Origin of the sequence: Rothia sp. CCM 9418, assembly GCF_048512825.1 — a bacterium.
GTDB lineage: Bacteria > Actinomycetota > Actinomycetes > Actinomycetales > Micrococcaceae > Rothia.
The window spans coordinates 78,808-98,878 of the sequence record NZ_JBLXXX010000004.1 but is presented as its reverse complement, the minus strand read 5'-3'; the positions used below and the strand labels follow the sequence as shown (position 1 = coordinate 98,878).

Below are 20,071 nucleotides of genomic sequence, written 5' to 3'. Positions count from 1 at the left end.
AAATAAACGTAAGAAAAGGTTGCATATAAACGTTCAGGGCACACGAGATCTCTCGTGCGCCCTAAATTTTCGTGGTTAGGATGTGATTTTTAGCGTTCCATCATTTCACGAACGTACATGAGGATACGGAGAATCTCGATGTAGAGCCATACCAGAGATGAGGTTAGGGCGAATGCCATACGCCATGATTCACGTTCTGGTGCACCGTATCGTACAGCTTCGCTGACGTGGGTGAAGTCAAGAATGAGGGAGTACACGCAAAGAGCAACAGCAAAGAGCCCAATAATGAGGCCGAGAGGAATACCCATGACTTCAATGCTGCGAACGTTTGTTCCGCCGAAGAGGGTCATGCCAAGGTTGACGAGACAGAAAATTGCATATGAGATAGCTGCGATGGTGAAGAATTTCGTCATCTTAGGTGATTCACGCAATTTACCGTTACGGAAAAGAACCAGAACTGTACCAAAGACGATGAAGGTTGCAAGAACAGCCTGCCCAACGATACCCGGGTAGCGTGTTTCTGCCATGGCAGAGAAACCACCAAGGAGCATACCCTGTGCTAGGGCGTATGCCATCACAAGTACGGGAGAAACTTCTTTTTTGAAACCGTTAACAAGTCCCAGAACAATAGAACCGACTAAACCAGCTACAACGAGTATGGGGAACATCACCGATGCGGCTGCGCCAACCAGTAGGATGACAAAGTTGATAGCAACTTTGACGATGACGTCGTTCATGCTCATCTGCCCCGTTTGAGCGCTTGTTGCACTGGGGGACTGATACATTGCGTTGAGGTCAGCGGCGGTAGGAGTCTCCTCACGAGGTGAGGTAGGTGTATATCCGTACGGTGCGGAAGAGCTCTGACCGTTGGAGTATGCGCCACCAGCGCCGAATTGTCCAAAGCGAGAATCCTTCTTTTGAGAATCTAGCATGGAATTGATGAGGGGGTTGCCTGCCACGAGAACAATCTCCTTTAGTTCTATAATTCTGTCTCTACCAGACTATCGGAGAACCGTGATATTCGTGGGGACTTTTGGTGAAAAGCACAGTATTTCCTAGGGTTCTAACAGTTTCAGAAATATTAAGTATCGTGGCGACAATACTCACGGTACTTCTACCGTATAAACAAATGTGGTCTCATCAGTATTCACTGATGAGACCACATTCTCGTATGTGCTCCTACTGGGACTCGAACCCAGAACACAAGGATTTTAAGTCCTCTGCCTCTGCCAATTGGGCTATAGGAGCAATATCGGCAGCTAGATTTTAGAAAACAACTGCCTTACCACTATACCGTATAGAACGAATAGTGTTGTCCTGTACATAGATAACTCTAGGTACAGGACATTATTATAGCCATAAAATTGCGTTGAACGCACTTTTTATTACAGGCGTGCCTTGCTCTTTTCAGGAGCAGTTCCGGTTGCGCTTTGGAATGCGCGACGTGGAGAACGCTGATGGCGGATAGAAGAGGTGTCACGGCCGAAGATTTGGTTCAACGCCCAAATGCTCATAACACGTACAGTACGCTCAGCGGTGGGGATAGCCATGCCGTGGTATCCGCGGTGCATCAACCATGCAATAGGTCCTCCGATGGTCTTACCCTTGAAGTTCGCGACGCCCTTCCACAAGCCGAGTCCAGCAACAACACCGATGGTCTCATGGTAGTAGTCGGTGAGTGCTTCACCACGACGAGAAGCCAATAGGTTCTGTGCAAGCTTAACAGCCTGACGGGAAGCGTGCTGTGCGTTAGGTACGCAGAAGCCGCCAACTCCGCCACCAGAAAGGTCAGGAACAGCAGCGTTATCGCCAGCTGCCCAAGCACCCTCGATGACACCGTCATCACCGGTAACTCGTAGGTCTGCGCCGACACGCACACGACCCCGCTCGTCCAGAGGAAGGTCAGTGTTCTTGAGCATGGGGGATGCTGCAACACCAGCAGTCCAGATAAGAGTATCGGTGTCAAGCTCACCAGCAGGAGACTTGTCTCCCATGTTAATCAACGCAAGATGACCGTCGGTAGCATCTGCCAAAGAAGTATTGAGTAGAACCTCAATACCGCGGCCGCGAAGCTCTTCAACGACCTTTTCAGCGCGCTCTGCAGGGACCTCAGGCATGATACGGGGTGCAGCTTCAACGAGAACAAAACGAAGGTCAGATACGCGAAGGCGACCGTTGCGTTCTACGGCGACACGAGCCATATCTTCAAGTTCGGAGATTGTCTCGACACCAGCGAAACCGCCACCAACAATAACGAAGGTGAGGGCGCGACGGCGTTCATCTGCATCATCAAGCATAGAAGCAACTTCGATGCGTTCAAGCACCCAGTTGCGAACAGATACTGCTTCTTCTACGGTTTTCATGCCGATAGCAATTTCGGCAAGCCCCGGAATGGGGAATGCGCGGGTTACTGCACCTGCACCAATGACGATTTCGTCGTAAGTAACCTCAAAAGGCTCTCCTACGTCGATAGGTTCAATAGTTGCGGTGCGAGTTGCATGGTTAATTGCGGTGACTCGACCACCAACAACTTCGCAGTTCTTGAGGTGCTGACGTAGAGGAACGGTAGCGTTGCGACCTTCCATAGAACCTGCAGCAACTTCTGGCAAGAAGGGCTGGTATGTCATATAGGGGTTAGGGTCTACAACGGTAACGATACCGCCAGTTTCTTTAATGGTCTTCTGAATTTTCTGGGCGACGGTGAATCCTACGTAGCCACCGCCGACAATGAGAACTCGAGGACGATCCTGAGCTAGTTTGGTGAATGCCATATTTATTTTGCTACTTCCTTAGGTTGAGATATGAGAGCTGTCTATGCACTCGTACCTGTATCTGCACCGCATGTTTAACTGTTAAAAGTACAACATCCTTTAGAGCGCAAAACAGCGCGGTGGGAGGACAATTGCTCAATATGCTATCTTGCCACTTAAGCCGAACTTTTCCTACTCTACAGGGCATTTTTTTCTTCAAGGATTTAGCTTTTCTTGATTCTTATTTCGGCTACCCTTGTGGCCTACGCCTCTTTTTCTGTGTTCTGACTAGCTGAGTTAGCGAGCGAATGGAGTATCTTGTGATGATAAACGTCCACAGAAAAAATCCACCCACCACAATAAAAGGTAAGATGCCAGAATCTTCAGCTGGACGGCGAGGAGTTGGCGGCGAAGCCACCGGAATATGCTCATCAGCGTGATGTGTTGGAACACTCGAACGAGGAGTCGGTTGGCTCTCATTCTTACGATGAACCTGTATCCACTGACGCATCGACCCCAACGGGTTCTCTTCAGCTTCATCAGAAGTTTTAGGATTCAAGGCTTTTGCGGGGTTAATAATCCCGTACCCGTACAATGCATCTCGTCCGTTTTCTCCAGCATCATCAGCCGAAGAAATAATACGCTGAATAACCTGAGCAGCAGTAAAGTTCGGATACTTTTCTTTAATGAGAGCTGCCAAACCCGAGACAATAGGTGCTGCCCCAGAGGTGCCTGACCACACCGCATATTTATTATCGGGGGTCGCGCCCATAAGATTTTCGCTGGGTGCAGCAACAGCAATCGAAATACCTTGAGAGGATGAAGACCAAGAATCTTGCTTATTCTGGTTCACTCCCCCAACAGTTAGCACCCCCGGCATCGTTGCAGGGGCACCAACTTGAGTAATTCCAGAGCCTCGGTTACCGGCAGAAGCTACAATAATGACGCCTTTTTCTTCGGCATAGGCGAAGGCACTATCCCATTGTTCTGGCCAGTTTGTGCTATCTGAGCCAACAGAAAGATTGATGATATCAGCACCGTGGTCTACCGCGTACCGGACCGCTTCAGGAAGCTGCTCATCAATATTTTTTGCACCCTCAGAGATACCACCAATCTCTAAAGAAATCGGAAGAATCTTAGCTTCTGGAGCAACCCCTATCATGCCAGCTGGACGTGCACCACCGACGCCGGAGAAGGTTGGCGTCTTTGGGTCGCGGTGCCCGTGCCCTGCAATTAACGAAGCGACCATTGTTCCGTGTTCAGGTTCAACGCCGAGACCTTTCCAGCCTCGAGCAGAGCCAACACCCGAAACGTCCGTCCCAGGTAGAACATTGTTTTTCAGGTCTTGGTGGCTTTGGTCTACGCCGGTGTCAATCACCGCGACAGTGACCCCACGCCCAGTAGCTTCTTTCCAGACGGAGCTGAAACCATAATCTTTAAGCCAGTATTCTCGGGCGCGAACCGCATCTCCTTCAGGTACGTCAATGGTCGGGATAGAGGGAAGAACACCCGGTTGCTGTGATGGTGCAGTTGGTGGTTGTGGCGCAGGTGAAACAGACACCTTTGGGGTAGGTGTAGGGGCGGCCACAGGCTGGGCTAGCGACACAGAAACGGTTAGAACGCTCAAAGATAAGGTCGCCACAAAACAAGCGTATCTTTTCATTCGTCGAGAAGATGCAGGCACAGAAGAGCAAGATGTAGACATTATGTGCTTAGGCATAGGCTCTCCTCAAAGAATGTTATCTCAAGAAAAGACAACAAACATCATGATAAAACGCTGTTGAATACCCGAACGCATTATCGTTGCGAGAGTACCAACCCATCAAGAATATCGTGTTCACTAGCGGTAGCGCTATATACAGCTCCATCTGTGAGCTGTTCTAAACGTCGAATAATATGTGCCCAAATAACAGCACCAGTACCAATGACATCTACACGGCCGGGGTGCATAAACCCGCGTTCAGCACGTTCTTGAGCAGTCATTTGAGCCAAACGATAACAAGCCTGTTCAATCTCTTGAACGTTAAGCTGTGCGCCATTGATTCTCTGAGGATCATAGCTTTCAAGCCCGTAATGTTCTGCAACAATAGTGGTAACGGTACCAGCAACCCCAACCACTCGTTGCGCTTGAGATAATTGAACGTAGTTAAGAACTTCTTCGAGAGCTTCATCGACGTCAGCAATAATCCGTTGTCTTTGTTCTGCACTCATCGGGGCCGTCACCTGATGCCGTTCAGTAAGACGTACACAGCCAATATTCACTGAACGCGCAGCAATCAGTGAATGGCTATCCCCTAAAACGAATTCTGTAGATCCGCCGCCTAAATCGATAACAAGTGTTTTTCCTTCGCTCGTTCCAAGAGAAGAAAGCGCCCCATAGAAAGATAGCTCTGCTTCTTCCTCGCCAGTGATGACTTCTGGTGTGACCCCTAAAATGTCTTGTATTCCTTGAATAAAAATATCTTTGTTCGTGGCGTCTCTTGTGGCGCTTGTCGCCCCAAAACGAAGAGACTGAACACCGTGCTCAGAGATAATTTGTGCGTACTCGCGGGCAACTTTAAAAGTTCTTTCGAGGGCTTCTTCTGAAAACTTGCCCGTAGCGTCAACGCCTTCTCCAAGGCGTACAATTCGCATAAGACGTACGATATCGTGAAGGGTGCTCACACCGTTCTGTGTCTCAACGTCTGCAATGAGGAGTCGTAGGGAGTTCGTTCCGCAATCAATAGCACCGATACGCACGTCGAAGTCTTCTTTCTCTTATTGAGCGGTTTCTTGGTCGGTTGAGACAAAGCTATGGCGCCATTGTGGGTCACACGCGCATTGTTCGGGAGTCCACCAAGGTGCAATCAGTTCGAGCGTCTCATCCCCCATAGGGTTAATTCCGCGTCCGACAGAGAGGGTGTGTCCAAGTACCGCGTGAAGACACTTAACGCGTACTGGCATACCGCCGGCAGAGATACCGTCAATTTCAGGAACTTCTTCGGTGTTGGTCTTGATACGGATACGTTCACGTTCACGAAGATAGTTTTCGTGTGCTTGCTGATATTGCTGAGCTAATTCGGTGTCTTCAGCAAGACGATCTGTCATCTCGTACATTTTTCCCTCAGCTTCTAGACGACTAGCAGCTGCAGTAATCGCAGGGTGTGCTAGGTAGAAGACCGTGGGGAAGGGCGAACCGTTTGATAGTCGTGGTGCAGTTGCCGCAACGAGAGGGTTTCCGCAGCGACAGCGAGCAGGGATTTCTGCAACGTCACGCACTTTTCGACCCAATTGTTCAGAAAGTACGTGAAGATCGAGTTCGGTAGGTTCTAGGGTTTCTGCGCTCACGCCGAAACCTTGCGGGTTAGTAGTGTTAGTCATGATGAAGTTCCTTGTGATACTAGTTTTAGTCAGTCAATCAGTCTGTTATTTTATGGTGCTGGAGCGGAGCTAGCTGGTGCAGTGGTGGGGGCAGTTGGGTCTATAACGGGGCGAGATGGATCAGCCGGCGCTATTTCTTCGGCAGATGTTATATGCGCCGGTTCAGAGGTGTTGTTCGCTGGTTTTTGGTGAGTTGGATCTTGCGCAAAAGCTGATTGTTCAAAAGAGCTCCACAAACCTTTTGTCCAAGATTCTTTAGGTGCGCTTTGTGCTGCTGCTGAGGTGTCATCTGCACGATGAGAGGAGGGGTCTACTCCTACCACAAGATACGGTGTTTCACCCTCAGCCATATAGTATAGACGGCTCTTTGCTTGCTGTTTGACGTAGTTTTCATCTTGCCACCAGCTCAGTTGAGTTTGCAGACTGTCATGGTTTTGTTGCAAGGCATCAATATGGGATTCGACTTGGTGAATTTCTGACTGTTGGCGGATATATGTTGATACTGGCGCATACGAAGAGATGAGGATAACAGCAAAAATAATGAGAGGCGCAACCAATCTGCCAGAAAAAGCATGCGCAGCAACAGGAGCGTCAGAATCTTCTCTGGCGTTAACATCCTGATAGTTTTGATATTTTTCTGTGCCAAAAAAGTTTGCCCATGAGCGACGACGTGGCTTATTTTCTTGTGACATTTTACCCCTGACTACGTTTTTCACTCACTCGATAGCGTTCTTCATATCCCTCAGCTATCCAGAGGGTAGGTACCTTGCATTAGCTATTCTACCCACCAAAAAACTAAATCACTTCTAGCTTTCCAATCCCCACACGAGGGATTCTTCTTTTCCTTGTTTTTTCTCAGCTACTTTAAAGACGTATCGCATAAAAACATTCTTTAAAAGAACGTATCTCCACCAAGAAAGCTCCATATCAGAGACTCTCTTGGTGGAGATAGGATCAAGAAATGTTTAGCTCTCTATCGGAGCGAAAACTCTATGCCTTGAAACGTGGGAATGAAGATGCGCCAGCGTAAACAGCTGCTTCGCCAAGCTCTTCTTCAATACGTAGAAGCTGGTTGTACTTTGCAACGCGCTCAGAACGTGCAGGAGCACCAGTCTTAATCTGTCCAGCGTTAGTTGCAACCGCTAGGTCTGCGATGGTGACGTCTTCGGTTTCACCGGAACGGTGAGAAACCATGCAACGGTATTCGTGACGCTGCGCCATTTCCATAGCATCAAGAGTTTCGGTCAAAGAACCAATCTGGTTAACCTTCACCAACAGCGCATTTGCTGCACCAGATTCGATACCCTGTGCAAGACGCTCTGGGTTAGTCACGAAGAGGTCGTCACCAACAATCTGTACCTTGTCACCGATTTCTTGGGTAAGGTTCTTGTAGCCTTCCCAGTCGTTTTCATCGAGAGGATCCTCAATGGATACGAGTGGGTACTTAGCGACGAGGTCTGCATAGTATGCGGACATTTCTGCAGCGGTCTTCTTCTGACCCTCGAAATCGTATGCGCCGTCGTTGTAGAACTCAGAGGAAGCAACGTCTAGCGCCAAAGCAATTTCTTCACCAGGCTTGTAGCCAGCTTTTTCGATTGCTTCGATGATGAGGTCAAGAGCAGCAGCGTTCGACTCTAGGTTAGGAGCGAATCCGCCTTCGTCACCCAAGCCAGTGGCAAGACCGCGGTCTTTGAGAACAGACTTCAGTGCGTGGTAAACCTCAACGCCTGCTTGCAATGCTGCAGAGTAGGTGTCGAAACCGATAGGAGCAATCATGAACTCCTGAATATCAACGTTGGAGTCTGCGTGAGAGCCACCGTTGAGGATGTTCATCATCGGCACAGGAAGAACGTGTGCGTTAGGTCCGCCGAGGTACTTGAACAGTGGAAGGTCTGCAGATTCTGCAGCAGCCTTCGCAGCAGCCAAAGATACACCAAGAATAGCGTTTGCGCCGAGCTTACCTTTGTTCTTTGTGCCGTCAAGCTTAATCATTGCAGCGTCAAGTGCGCGCTGGTCAGTTGCGTCGATGCCGATGATTTCTTCGGCAATTTCGTCGATGACTGCACCGACAGCACCAAGAACAGACTTGCCAAGGTAAACGGACTTGTCTTCGTCACGACGTTCTACGGCTTCCCATTCACCGGTAGAAGCACCGGAGGGAACTGCTGCGCGACCGAATGCGCCATCTTCGAGGAGAACCTCCACCTCAACGGTAGGGTTGCCACGAGAATCGAGAATCTGACGTGCGTGAACTGCTGTAATTAAAGCCATGAATATGCTCCTTGAAGCGTAGATTGGTTGGCTAGGAGTAAGCTCAGGCAAGTTTTCACTAGTGCACACTTACGTGAGCGTACGTTCAGCTACGATTTTACCAAAGAAACCCACATAAGCACACAGGCTTTCAATAATTCCCACCAATATATTTGAGATATTTTCCTACGCCACTCCCCTATCCACCCAAAGATATTCCCACGAATAACAACATCAACGGCAGATAACACAGCACAACACATTACTTCCCAGAGGAGTGAATCACCGCATACATTAAACGACGTAACGCACCCTCAGCATCAACCCCTTGAGCACGAGCACGCTGAACCATCTCGAACAACTCCACCGCAAACGCTGCATGCTCATCATCAGGAGCAACAACACCAGCCACATCAAGTGACACCTGCCCCTTATCAGCCTTCGCAATAACCTTATCCGCTAAAGCCAACGCCGGAAGATGAGGAGGAATACCATCAAAAACAAATAAACGCTCCGGTTTCTCCTGCTTCTTCAACTCCTCCCACTGAGCAGTCACCTCTTTATCATTCAAAGAACGAACAGAAGAATCACCAAAAACATGAGGATGCCGACGCTCAAGTTTCTGGTTCAGCCCCTCAACAACATCAGCAATACTAAAACCACCTTCTTCAACACCGCGCTCACCAGCAATACGAGCATGAAAAAGGACTTGTAAAAGAACATCGCCGAGTTCTTCTTTGAGAAGCTCATAATTTACCTGCTCTTGAGCCTCAATAGCTTCAATTACCTCATACGATTCTTCGACCAAATACCGAACCAACGAATGATGAGTCTGCTTCCCATCCCAAGGACAACCACCCTCAGAACGCAAAACATCCATTAGCTCAATCGACCGTTCAAAGGCCTCCGACGCACCCTGAGGAACAATACGCTGCTCTGCCATGATTAGTTCTCTTCCTCTTCCACACTATTCTGTTGTTCAAAAACACTCATATACGCACCCTGAACAGCACGCATCAGATGCTGTTTCTCCTCCATCGAAATAAAAGCACCTTCAATAGCATTAGTTGTTAGTTCAAAGAAATCTTGCACCTGATAACCAAAATTCTTCGCTAAATGCACGAATTCAGCAGTCACACTACTACCACTCATCAAACGATTATCAGGACTAATTGTCACGGCAAAACCAGCCTCACGCAAAGCGTTAACGGGATGCTCTGCAAGACTCTTAGCGACACGAGAACAATCCACAACACCATGTTCAACAGCATAAGCAGCGCCCGTTTGAATATTCGAACACGGACAAATCTCTAAAGTAATACGACGATCTTTAACCCAGCTAGCGAGCGCACCAAGCTGAAGAATCTTCTGGTCTTTAGGGGTTTGGGGCATTATTTTCCCGTCAGGGTCGAGCTCTCCAGCTGTCGTATATGAAAAGTCTTCAGTAATACGTACGCCGTGCCCGATACGTAGCGCTCGCCCGACTAATAATGCGGAGCGAATCGAGTGTAGCCCTTCAGCTTCACCGGCATGAATAGTGACTGGCATAAAGTTCTCTGCTAAATACTCTAAAGCTTCACGATGTTGTTCTACAGGGTGATTTTCTTCTGCTCCGGCAAGATCAAAACCGACCACGCCCCATGAACGGTATTTAACAGCGAGTTCTGCTATCTGTCGTGAATTGTTGTGGTCTCTCATCGCACACAGTATCTGATTGACAAGAACTCTTCCACCAGTTTGAGCTACCATCTCCATACCGTCGTTAAGCCCTGTTGCTACAGCTCGGATTGCCTCATCGAGGCTAAGTCCTGCACGTTGATGTTGTTCTGGTGCCCATCGAACCTCTGCATAAATGACGCCGTCCGCCGCGCACGCGAGTACGTGTTCTTGAGCGATACGTCGCAAATCTTCTGCTCGTTGCATGAGGGCTAAAGTGTGCGTAAACGTTTCAAGGTATCGTTCAAGAGAACCAGAATTTGCTGCTTCAAAGAACCATTCTTGAAGTTTTTCACGTTCTGTGCTGGGTAGTTCATGCCCAATTTCTTGTGCGATATCAATCATCGTTTGTGGTTGCAATCCACCATCAAGGTGATCGTGTAAACAAATTTTGGGTAATTTTTGTATCCATTGTTCGTCAAGTTGGGTCATGTTCGGTGTTCCTTGATCAATATAGTGTTTGAAGTTGATACGAAAACGCTGCCGAGTAGCTCCAATAGTGAAGTTCCTCGACAGCGTCTTACGCCCTAAAGTTTTAGAGCGTCCATGAAGCAAGCGCCCTGTTCATGTGTTCAGGGATGTTTGCTCCGGTACGTGGGAAGAGTCTGAGCTCTTCAACGTATTGCTGTGCCGGTAGGGTGTCTTGGTATTTGGCGAAAGCCCCTTCATCGTTGTAGCTAAAGGATGCTACTGGCGGGATTCCAGGTGTGAAGCGTAGGCTCATCGCCAGTGGTGAGCCTGCGCCTTCTTTATAAGAATCTGCTTTGAGCTGCAAGATGGCGAGGACGTCTTCGGGGATGAGGTCGAAGGTTCGTTGTTGATCCCAGAAACCGTTACGGCGGACGTGTGTTAACGCATCGTAGTAGGAGCCAAGGGCACGAACACGTATCAGCACGGTGGAGACGTCTCGGGCGGTACCGTTTTCTCCGAAAAGTTGTTCTTGTGCTTTGAGTAGTCGGGCGACGACCTGAGCCTCGGTAAGGACGAGGTTTCCTTCTGCTAATTCGGTTGTAGAAGGAGGTTGCACTTCTTCTACGGGGGTGTTGTAGGAGGGTGCTACGTCTACACCATGTGCGTCTTCGGGTAGGTCTGTTCCACGGACGTTGGTAGCTGGTGTAGCAACGAGGGTGTCGGTGTCTTCTTCCCATTCGTCGTCAACGTGTTCTGGTAGTGACGCGGTTACCAGTGAAATATCGTGTGCAGAGGTGAAGGTGTCTGCATCGGTATTATGAGTAGTTGTGTCTGACTCGTCAGCGATGTTCGCGTGGGTGTTCTCGCTGTTTTCGGTATTGGTGTAAGAAGTTTCGGCCTCGTGTGAAGATTCTTCAGCGAGTTCTGCGCTGGTATCTGTTGTTGTTTCAGCGGTTGCTACGGTTGAGGGGCGAGCAACAGCAAGACGTGCATGAGGTTCAGAACGGTCTGTTTCTGATTCCGCTTTTTCGGTGTTTGAGTCCTGTGCTGATGACGAGGTGTTATCGTCGAGGTTCTGAGGAGCATGTTCGCCACTTTCTGCTGTAGTTTCAGTTTCTGTGGTGGCTTCTGCTGTAGTTTCAGTTTCTGTGGTGGCTTCTGCTGTAGTTTCAGTTCCTGCGGTGACTTCTGCAGTGGCTGTTTCAGAAGTTTCTTCAGCTTCTTCGACACTATTGCTCGTGCCGCTTTGAACAGCTTCTGTTTGCGCCGCCGTAGTATCGACCCTTGTAGTTTCCTCAGCTGTTGAGCTTTCAGCGTTGAGAGTTTCACCAGCAGGTGATGATTCCTCAGAACGTGAGTGAGCATCCGCTATTACTGGTGCAAAAGTATTCTCTTCAGCAGAGTCGTCTGCTTCAGCAATATTTGCGTTCGATGTTTTGTCTGCAGGAAATGCGGATTCAAAACGTTCTGCAACACGAGCGATAGGAGAATCATCAGCGATATTATTCTGCTGATTTTCAGGCAGTGTTTCTGCTCCAGCTACTTCTGTAGCTTCTGTAGCAGACGTTTTCTCTTCTGGTTCGTCCGCCGTTTCCTCTACTCGATAATGCAGGTTACAAGAGGTCTCATTCTTTGAGTTGAGGTAAGAAACCTGAGCGTTTGTTCCCAGCAGAATAATCAGCGCACGAGTCCATGCCCCGCGTGAGCCTTCCTCTTCTTCGGTGTAGAGCGCCGCAACGTTTTCAAACCAAGAGTTTCCTGGAACAACAATGGTTTCTTCAATTTTTTTGCCATTTTCTTCAAAGGTCAACAGCATGTCGTTGCCCTCTTGCTTCAGGTCGAGGGTGAGTTGGCCTTCACCTTTAGAGCGCATCATACGAATTAGAGAATGCAAAGCACTCTGTTCGTTGAGCTCTTGAAAGGCAGAGAAAGTGGAGGCACTTTCTTCTACGGAAGGTTTTGGTGTCTGTTCCTGTACAGGGGTCTTTGGTTCTACAGGCTGTTCAACAGGCTGTGCTGCCGGTTGTGCTGTTACTGCCGATTCAACAGCTTTCTTGTCTTTACGACGGCTAAAAAGTCCCATGATGTTCTCTTTCTTCGGTGCGAACGGTGAGTGTTCTTACGAGTAGTTTACTGCTGTTCAGTACTCACTTTACCTAGAATCAGCGGCTGAGGCTCATATTCTTTGCCGATAGTATAAGCATCTTCTAAGGATTCTAACGCTCGTTCAAAGCGTTCGGGAGTGTCGGTCATTAGTGTCATGAGTCGGTCACCAGCGCGTATGGTGTCTCCTGGCTTAGCGTGTAGACGGATTCCAGCACCAGCTTGCACTTGGTCTTCTTTACGAGCTCGTCCAGCACCCAAACGCCAAGAAGCAACCCCTACTCCCAAAGCGTCAAGACGGGTAAGCACACCAGTTTCTGTTGCGTAAACAGTGTGAGTTTCACGTGCTTGAGGTAACGCGGCATCGGGATCTCCACCTTGGGCGCTAATCATTGCTCGCCATTTATCCATAGCACGACCATCAGCGAGAGCTTCAGCGGGGTCCTCATCAATGCCACAGGAACGGAGCATTTCGCGTGCAAGCGCCACCGTCAGTTCAACAACATCAGATGGGCCACCACCAGCAAGTACTTCTACAGACTCTTCCACTTCGCACGCGTTACCAACGGTCAGCCCTAACGGGGTGTCCATGTTCGTCAGCAATGCTGTCGTTTTAACACCGGCATCTGTTCCTAAACGCACCATGGTACGTGCTAGTTCTTGTGCATAGTCAACATCTTTCATAAAAGCACCAGAACCAACTTTTACATCAAGCACCAGAGAATCTGTTCCTTCAGCAATTTTTTTAGACATGATGGAACTTGCGATAAGTGGTATAGCCTCTACAGTGGAAGTGACATCACGTAGCGCGTATAGCTTCTTATCTGCAGGTGCGAGACCAGTTCCGGCGGCACAAATAACAGCGCCTACGTCCGAGAGTATTTCGAGAGTTCGTTCATTACTCAAATATGCTTGCCAACCAGGGATGGATTCTAATTTATCGAGTGTTCCACCGGTATGGCCTAGTCCGCGACCAGATAGTTGAGGAACCGCAACGTTGTAGACTGCTACCAATGGTGCTAGTGGCAACGTAATTTTATCTCCCACACCGCCGGTAGAATGTTTGTCGCTGGTTGCAATTTTCTTTCCAGCACCAACGATGGAAGAAAAGTCTAGTCGTTCACCCGAGTTAATCATGGCTTGAGTCCACTGCTGAATTTCAGTAGCACTCATTCCGTTCAGAAAAATTGCCATGGCAAGTGCACTCATTTGTTCGTCAGCGACAACTCCACGAGTGTAAGCGTCAATCACCCAGTCAATGTGTTCTTTAGTAAGTTCTTCGCGATCTCGTTTAGCGCGAATAACATCTACCGCGTCGAATGGTTCGTACGACATGTGTTTTTCCTCCGTCAAAGGTGTCGGTTAAGTCTAGTATGAATGTTTTCAGAGCCGTTCAGGCCCAAAAGCGTCGGGAAGCATCTGTTCGATAGAAAGTATTCCGCTCACTGTTTTGATGAGCATATCTTTAGTGCTGTGTTCGTAGAGTAGTTGTCTGCACCGTCCACAAGGCATGAGTGCTTCACCATTTTTATCCACACACGTAAAGGCAAGGATTTTCCCTCCGCCTGTTCTAAAAAGCTCTGAGATGAGGGAACATTCAGCACATAAGGTAAGCCCAAAAGACGCATTTTCGACGTTACAGCCAGTAATGATTCTGCCGTCGTCGGTAAGAGCCGCTGCCCCTACTGCATATTGTGAATAGGGTGAATAGGATTTTTTCATCGCGCAGGTGGCATGTTCTGTGAGTTTTTCCCAGTTAATGCGGTGTTCTAAAGTTTCACGATGGCTCATGCAGGAATCCTTGGGGTGTAAACGTATTGTGTATTGCGCCCGAGGGCACGATGAGGTTCCGACAGTGTGCACTATCGAAACCTCATCATCGGTGTTTTCTCGTGGTACAGGGAGTGATTTATCCCTTGGTGTACGCTTTACCGGCTGCTGCAGGTCCACGCGAACGACCGACCAAACCGGCCACTGCAAGAATCGTTACGACGTAAGGGAGCATAGCCAATAGTTCAGTAGGAATATCCGTTCCAAGTCCAGAAAGGATGAACTGCATCTGCAACGAGAAACCAAAAAGAAGTGAGGCGCTCAACGCACCAAGTGGTTTCCACCGACCAAAAATTAGTGCAGCCAACGCAATGTAGCCTTGCCCTGCCGTCATATCAGCGTTGAAGGAGCTCACCGCAACAAGAGTGAAGAAAGCTCCACCCATACCAGCAACAGCGCCAGCAATCATGACATTGCTAAAGCGTAGACGGTTCACGTTGACGCCAAGGGTATCTGCGGCTTGGGGATGTTCGCCAACCGCGCGGGTGCGAAGCCCCCAACGTGTTTTGTTCAGAGAGAACCAAATCGTACCAACCACAATGTACATCAGGTAAACGATAACGGACTGGTTGAATAGTACTGGACCAATCACAGGGATTTGTGAAAGAACCGGAATTTCAAAGCTAGGTAAACGAGGAGCAGAGTTGAGGTGTGCCGCATCTTGTTGGAGTACACGAGAATAAAGGAATCCGGTAAGTCCTGAGACGAGGACGTTCACCACAACACCAACGATGGTCTGATCAACAAGATATTTAATGGAGAAGGTTGCTAGTAGGAAAGATACCAGCATGCCACCAATCATTGCCGCGATTAGCCCAAGCCAAGGGTTTCCTGTCATAGAACCAACAAGTACGGCAGAGAATGCACCGAAAAGAAGTTGACCTTCAATCGCAATGTTGATGATTCCAGAGCGTTCGCAAAGGAGTCCGCCCATCGAACCAAAAATCATGGGGACTGAAAGAGCAACAGCACCGGTAAGGATGGTAATCAACGATATTTCGGTCATACGTGCAGAGCCGATAGCCCAGATGAGCACGCCAAAGATAAAAGAGAACCAGAAAATAGCTGAGAGGTATAGCGGTGTTTTCTTACCGGAGAACGTGAGCTTAGCACACCATAAGGTGACGGCAATGAGGACGGCGGTAACAGCCCAACCCGTTGTTGGCGTTGAGAGGTTCAGCGCTGGAAGTTGAATGACATCATCTTTGGTGGACAGGCCAAGTACCACGCGCGAGGCAGGAGCGTTCAAGGCAAGGACTAGTAGCGAGATGACGCTTAGTGTGCCGAAAATCCACGTGTTTTTCCAGTGACGCACGAGCACGGTATCTTGTGGCGTTGCGGTGTCGATAACAGCTGTCGTGCTCATTATTTTGCCTCCGCGGACTGAGTAGTTTTTTTCTTCTTTTTGGGCTTGTCGGGGTCTGGAAGCCTAAAAATGGCTCGTACCAGTGGTGGTGCAGCAATGAAGAGCACGATAAGTGCCTGAACCACGTCGACAAGGTCTACAGACGTTCCGGTGCTGACCTGCATGGTGACACCGCCTGCTCGAAGTGCCCCATAGAGAAGAGCAGCGAGAAGAGTGCCGACAGGTGTTGCTCGGCCAAGAAGCGCCACAGTAATAGCGTCAAAACCATAGGAGGAAGCGATACCTGTACTCAGGACTTTTTCGGTTCCTGAAACTTGGGCGACACCGGCAAGACCTGCTAGCGCACCAGCAATAGCCATCACAATAATGTATCCATTAGCAACAGATACGCCCGCAGTTTTTGCAGCATGAGGGTTTGCCCCTACTGCTCGAAGTTTGAATCCGATAGTTGAACGGTTGATAAGCCACGAAACAAAAAATACTGCTAGTAAGGCGAGAATGAATCCTGCGTGAAGACGGAAGCTTTGTCCAAAGATTCTGGGGAAGATTGCTTCATCTGCTAGTACAGGTGAAATGGGGTTTGAGCTTCCTTCGCGTTGCCATAGTGGTGTTTTGAGGAGGAAAAGAAGTAGGTTCGCAGCAATGTAGTTGAGCATGATAGAAAGAATGACTTCATGCGCACCAGTCTTTGCTTTGAGTAATCCGACTAAACCACCCCAGAGGCTACCGCCGAGAATACCGCCAAGAACGATAAAAGGTAGTAGTAAGTAGCTGGGTAGGTGCCAGTTGATGGCAACGTAGCTGGCAACGATTGCGCCAAGGATGATTTGTCCTTGTGCGCCGATGTTAAAGAGTCCGGTACGGAATGCGATAGCTACGGCAAGACCAGCAAAAATAAGGGGTGTTGCTACCGTGAGAGTTTCAGTCAGCGGATATATCGCTTTAGTGAAGGTGCTCGCTTCATAGTTGAAAATAGCGCCTCTAAATAGTGCGAGGTAAGCGTTGGTCGCTGCATCCCAGCCGGCGCTAAGTGTATCTAGCGGTCGGGCGAAGAAGTAGCGTGACGCTTTTTGCGTTGCAGGGTCAGTGACCGCGATAAGAATACCGCCGACGATGAGTGCAGCAAGTAGTGCGAAAAAGGACAAGCTGACGGAGCCGGATAGTATACGAGTCAGTACAGGAAGTTTTTCTTTTTCAGAGGGTTGTGTGTGTGCCGGCGGTACAGTTTCGGAAGCAGTGAGCACGGTATCGGTGGCTTCTGCGACGGTGGATTTTCCTTCGGCGCTCATGCTTGGTCTCCTTCTGCCCAGGGGATATGTTCTGTTTCGGGGGTTTGATGTTGGGGGGTATTGATATCTGTTGTGGAGCTTTCCCCCGATGCTTTGAGGGCTTCTTCGTAGGGGGTTCCAGCCATCATCATACCCAAGACGTTACGTGGCGTTTCCGGTGGTGCGATGCCCATGAGTTCTCCGTGGAAGAAGACAGCAATACGGTCTGCTAAGGCGTGCACTTCGTCCAATTCTGTAGAGATAATGATGACGGGTACGCCTTTGTCTCGTTCTTCAACGATTCTTTGATGAATAAATTCGATGGAGCCAACGTCTACACCGCGAGTTGGCTGTGATGCGACAAAGAGTTTGAGATCTCGTGTGAGTTCTCGTGCAACGACGATTTTTTGTTGGTTACCGCCAGAGAGCGTTGAGGCTGCATCGTATTGTGAACCGACTCGGATATCGAATTCTTTAATGGCTCTTTCTGCATTATGAGCGATTTCGCTATTACGCAGTGTGCCGTATTGTGAGAATTCTTTGCGGTTATAAAGATCTAGGATGAGGTTTTCTGCGATAGAGAAGGAACCTACTAGTCCGTCGACGTTGCGGTCTTCTGGGACGAATCCGACACCGGCGTCGAGTACTTGTCGAGTGTTTTTTCCGAGGAGTTCGGTCTCTCCTAGTTTCATCGAACCGTGTGCTTTAGGGTGTAGCCCGATGATAGTTTCAGCGAGTTCAGTCTGCCCGTTTCCTTGCACACCGGCGATGGCGAGGATTTCGCCTCCGCGAACGTTAAAGCTGACGTTTTTGAGAAGTGGCACGCCTTGTTCAGAGATGAGGTTGAGGTCTTCAACGATGAAGTTTGCGTCAGTTAGTTGTGGGGCGTCTTTCTCGACGACAAGTTTGACGGCTTTTCCGACCATAAGTGATGCCAGTTCGTCGGTGGTTGCGCTGGGGTCAGCTGTTCCAACGACTTTTCCTCGCCGAATCACGGTGATATGGTCTGATACTTCACGTACTTCTCGTAGCTTGTGGGAGATAAATAGCAGTGATTTTCCGTCTTTGCGTAGCTGATCCATGATGCCTAGCAGCTGGTCAGTTTCTGCTGGTGTGAGCACTGCAGTGGGTTCGTCAAGAATGAGAATTTCGGCGTCTCGTACGAGAGCTTTAATGATTTCTACGCGCTGTTGTACACCTACGGGGAGGTCTTCAACGACGGCGTCTGGGTCTACGTCGAACCCATAGCGTTGAGAGATTTCACGGATTTTGGTGCGGGTTGCTTCAAGGTTGAGGATGGTTCCGCGCGTTTCTTCTGATCCGAGCGCAATATTTTCGGCAACGGTGAAGACGGGTACAAGCATAAAGTGTTGGTGTACCATGCCAATGCCAGCAGCCATGGCGTCTGAGGGCCCAGAAAATTCGACTGGCTTGTCGTCGATGAGGATTTGCCCGTCAGTAGGTTCGTAGAGTCCGTAGATGACGTTCATGAGTGTCGATTTTCCGGCACCGTTTTCGCCGAGGAGGCAGTGAACGGTACCTGGTTCTACGACTAAATCAATGCTGTCATTTGCGGTAAAATCACCAAATTTTTTTGTGACTTTTCGCAGTTCGAGTTTCATCGATGCGCTTTCTTGTCATTGCTCAGACTCTGCTGTTGAGGGATGTGGGGTAGTTCTCTTAAGCGTATGAGCGGGGGTTATCCGTGTGAATATGTGGTGGAGTTTTAAGTGCTGAGCGGCTGGCACGAGAAGGTTGCCCTCTTAGTGCCAGCCACTGAGCCTTATAAGGTTTTATTTCTGTGGTGTACCGTCGGTGTTGACAGTGATTTCACCAGAAATGATTTTGTCTTTGATGGTGCCAAGTTCAGACTTGGTTTCGTCAGAGACTTTGGATTCGAAGTCATGGAATGGAGCGAGTCCAACACCATCATTTTCGAGGGTTCCAACGTACTTTTCGGAGGTGAACTTGCCTTCGAGGCTGTCGTGAATGGTGGATTCTACAGCTTCTTTCATCTTCTTCTGGATGGAGGTGAGGATGATGGCCTGGTAGTTCGGGTTGGTCTCGTAGCCGTCGGAGTCTACCCAGATTACGGATGCGGGTGCATCTTGGTGGCTTGAGTTGTATTCGGTGACCGCGTCAAGAGTACCGGCACCTACAGGTCCTGCGACAGGAAGGATGATGTCTGCACCTTGGTCGAGGAAGTTCTGGGTGTTGGTTTTACCTTTGGTCTGGTCGGTAAAGTCTCCGGTGAAGGTTCCGCTTTTCGCATCATGGTCCCAGCCGAGAACCTGAACGTTAGCGTTTTTCTGTTCGTTGTAGTACTTGACACCCTGAGCGAAGCCGTCCATGAAGATGGTCACGGTGGGGATTTCTAGACCGCCGTAAGTTGCGACTTTGCCGGTCTTGCTTTGAGCTGCAGCAAGGTAACCTGCTTGGAATGCAGCTTGTGCTGTGTCGTAAACAATGGGGCGAACGTTTTTGACGTCAATGTCGCCGTAGTCGACGATGGTGAAGTCGATATCGGGGTTCTGTTCTGCGTATTCTTTGGTTGCGTCTGCTAGTGAGAATCCAACGGTGACGATGATATTGCAACCTGCTTGGACCATGTTGGTGAGGTTAGGTCCGAACTCAGAATCGGAGTTTGATTCTGCTTGCGCAGTTTGGATGCCGTAGTCTTTTTCTGCTGCTTTGAGTCCAGCGTAGGAGTTTTCGTTGAAGGATTTATCTTCGAATCCGCCGGAGTCAGAGACGATGCAACCTTTGAAGTTGGAGTCTTTAGCTTGTGAGTCGCCGGAGGATGCTTCGGGTGCTGCGCCACAGCTTGCAAGAAGCATAGCTGAGATGCCCAAGACTGAACCTGTTGCTGCAAAACGTTTACGATTGGTCATCGTCGTCCCTTCATGATGTGTTGAGTGGGGGTGCACTCATGGTGTGCCAGAAAGGTTCTGCCGTCCTAGCTCTGTTGAGGATGAGAGTGCGGTATATACGTTATATAGTAATGGCTCACACGTGGT

General features: G+C 49.2%; 16 protein-coding genes and 1 tRNA gene. All 17 read right to left on the bottom strand.

Annotation, left to right across the window (positions count from 1 at the left end; all coding sequences use genetic code 11):
• Window positions 1-89: 89 nt before the first annotated feature.
• Window positions 90-959: a Bax inhibitor-1/YccA family membrane protein gene (locus ACN083_RS06540; RefSeq protein WP_419102031.1), complete on the bottom strand. Its 870-nt coding sequence runs from the start codon at window positions 957-959 to the stop codon at window positions 90-92.
• A gap of 215 nt (window positions 960-1,174) precedes the next feature.
• Window positions 1,175-1,248 (bottom strand) — tRNA-Leu (locus ACN083_RS06535).
• Between the two features lie 137 nt (window positions 1,249-1,385).
• Entirely contained in the window at window positions 1,386-2,771 is a 1,386-nt protein-coding gene (locus tag ACN083_RS06530; RefSeq protein ID WP_419102030.1) for an NAD(P)/FAD-dependent oxidoreductase, read from the bottom strand.
• Between the two features lie 229 nt (window positions 2,772-3,000).
• Complete coding sequence (locus ACN083_RS06525; protein WP_419102029.1) at window positions 3,001-4,311, bottom strand: S8 family serine peptidase; 1,311 nt, start codon at window positions 4,309-4,311, stop codon at window positions 3,001-3,003.
• Between the two features lie 236 nt (window positions 4,312-4,547).
• Window positions 4,548-5,489 carry an exopolyphosphatase gene (locus ACN083_RS06520; RefSeq protein WP_419102028.1) on the bottom strand — a complete coding sequence of 314 codons (942 nt, stop codon included), beginning with the start codon at window positions 5,487-5,489 and terminating at the stop codon, window positions 4,548-4,550.
• An 18-nt stretch (window positions 5,490-5,507) separates the two neighbouring features.
• On the bottom strand, window positions 5,508-6,110 hold the full coding sequence (locus tag ACN083_RS06515) for a DUF501 domain-containing protein (RefSeq protein WP_419102027.1): 603 nt from the start codon (window positions 6,108-6,110) through the stop codon (window positions 5,508-5,510).
• Window positions 6,111-6,160: 50 nt separating this feature from the next.
• On the bottom strand, window positions 6,161-6,802 hold the full coding sequence (locus ACN083_RS06510; protein WP_419102026.1) for an FtsB family cell division protein: 642 nt from the start codon (window positions 6,800-6,802) through the stop codon (window positions 6,161-6,163).
• Between the two features lie 298 nt (window positions 6,803-7,100).
• Window positions 7,101-8,381 carry a phosphopyruvate hydratase gene (gene eno / locus ACN083_RS06505; RefSeq protein WP_419102025.1) on the bottom strand — a complete coding sequence of 427 codons (1,281 nt, stop codon included), beginning with the start codon at window positions 8,379-8,381 and terminating at the stop codon, window positions 7,101-7,103.
• A gap of 241 nt (window positions 8,382-8,622) precedes the next feature.
• On the bottom strand, window positions 8,623-9,303 hold the full coding sequence (locus ACN083_RS06500; RefSeq protein WP_419102024.1) for a MazG family protein: 681 nt from the start codon (window positions 9,301-9,303) through the stop codon (window positions 8,623-8,625).
• Between the two features lie 2 nt (window positions 9,304-9,305).
• Complete coding sequence (locus ACN083_RS06495) at window positions 9,306-10,508, bottom strand: adenosine deaminase (protein WP_419102023.1); 1,203 nt, start codon at window positions 10,506-10,508, stop codon at window positions 9,306-9,308.
• Window positions 10,509-10,611: 103 nt separating this feature from the next.
• Window positions 10,612-12,570: a hypothetical protein gene (locus ACN083_RS06490; RefSeq protein WP_419102022.1), complete on the bottom strand. Its 1,959-nt coding sequence runs from the start codon at window positions 12,568-12,570 to the stop codon at window positions 10,612-10,614.
• A gap of 47 nt (window positions 12,571-12,617) precedes the next feature.
• Window positions 12,618-13,925 (bottom strand): thymidine phosphorylase, encoded by a 1,308-nt coding sequence (locus ACN083_RS06485; RefSeq protein ID WP_419102021.1) that lies wholly within the window; start codon window positions 13,923-13,925, stop codon window positions 12,618-12,620.
• A 48-nt stretch (window positions 13,926-13,973) separates the two neighbouring features.
• A complete protein-coding gene (locus ACN083_RS06480) occupies window positions 13,974-14,408 on the bottom strand; it encodes a cytidine deaminase (RefSeq protein WP_419102222.1) in 435 nt (144 codons plus the stop codon).
• 91 nt (window positions 14,409-14,499) lie between these two features.
• Entirely contained in the window at window positions 14,500-15,786 is a 1,287-nt protein-coding gene (locus ACN083_RS06475) for an ABC transporter permease (protein ID WP_419102020.1), read from the bottom strand.
• Window positions 15,786-17,075, bottom strand: coding sequence for an ABC transporter permease (locus ACN083_RS06470; RefSeq protein ID WP_419102019.1), 1,290 nt, complete (start codon window positions 17,073-17,075; stop codon window positions 15,786-15,788). Before ACN083_RS06470 ends, ACN083_RS06475 begins: the two co-directional genes overlap by 1 nt.
• Window positions 17,072-18,676, bottom strand: coding sequence for an ABC transporter ATP-binding protein (locus ACN083_RS06465; protein WP_419102018.1), 1,605 nt, complete (start codon window positions 18,674-18,676; stop codon window positions 17,072-17,074). The genes ACN083_RS06470 and ACN083_RS06465 overlap by 4 nt, the downstream gene beginning before the upstream one ends.
• Window positions 18,677-18,847: 171 nt before the next feature.
• Window positions 18,848-19,945 carry a BMP family lipoprotein gene (locus ACN083_RS06460; RefSeq protein ID WP_419102017.1) on the bottom strand — a complete coding sequence of 366 codons (1,098 nt, stop codon included), beginning with the start codon at window positions 19,943-19,945 and terminating at the stop codon, window positions 18,848-18,850.
• Window positions 19,946-20,071: the final 126 nt, after the last annotated feature.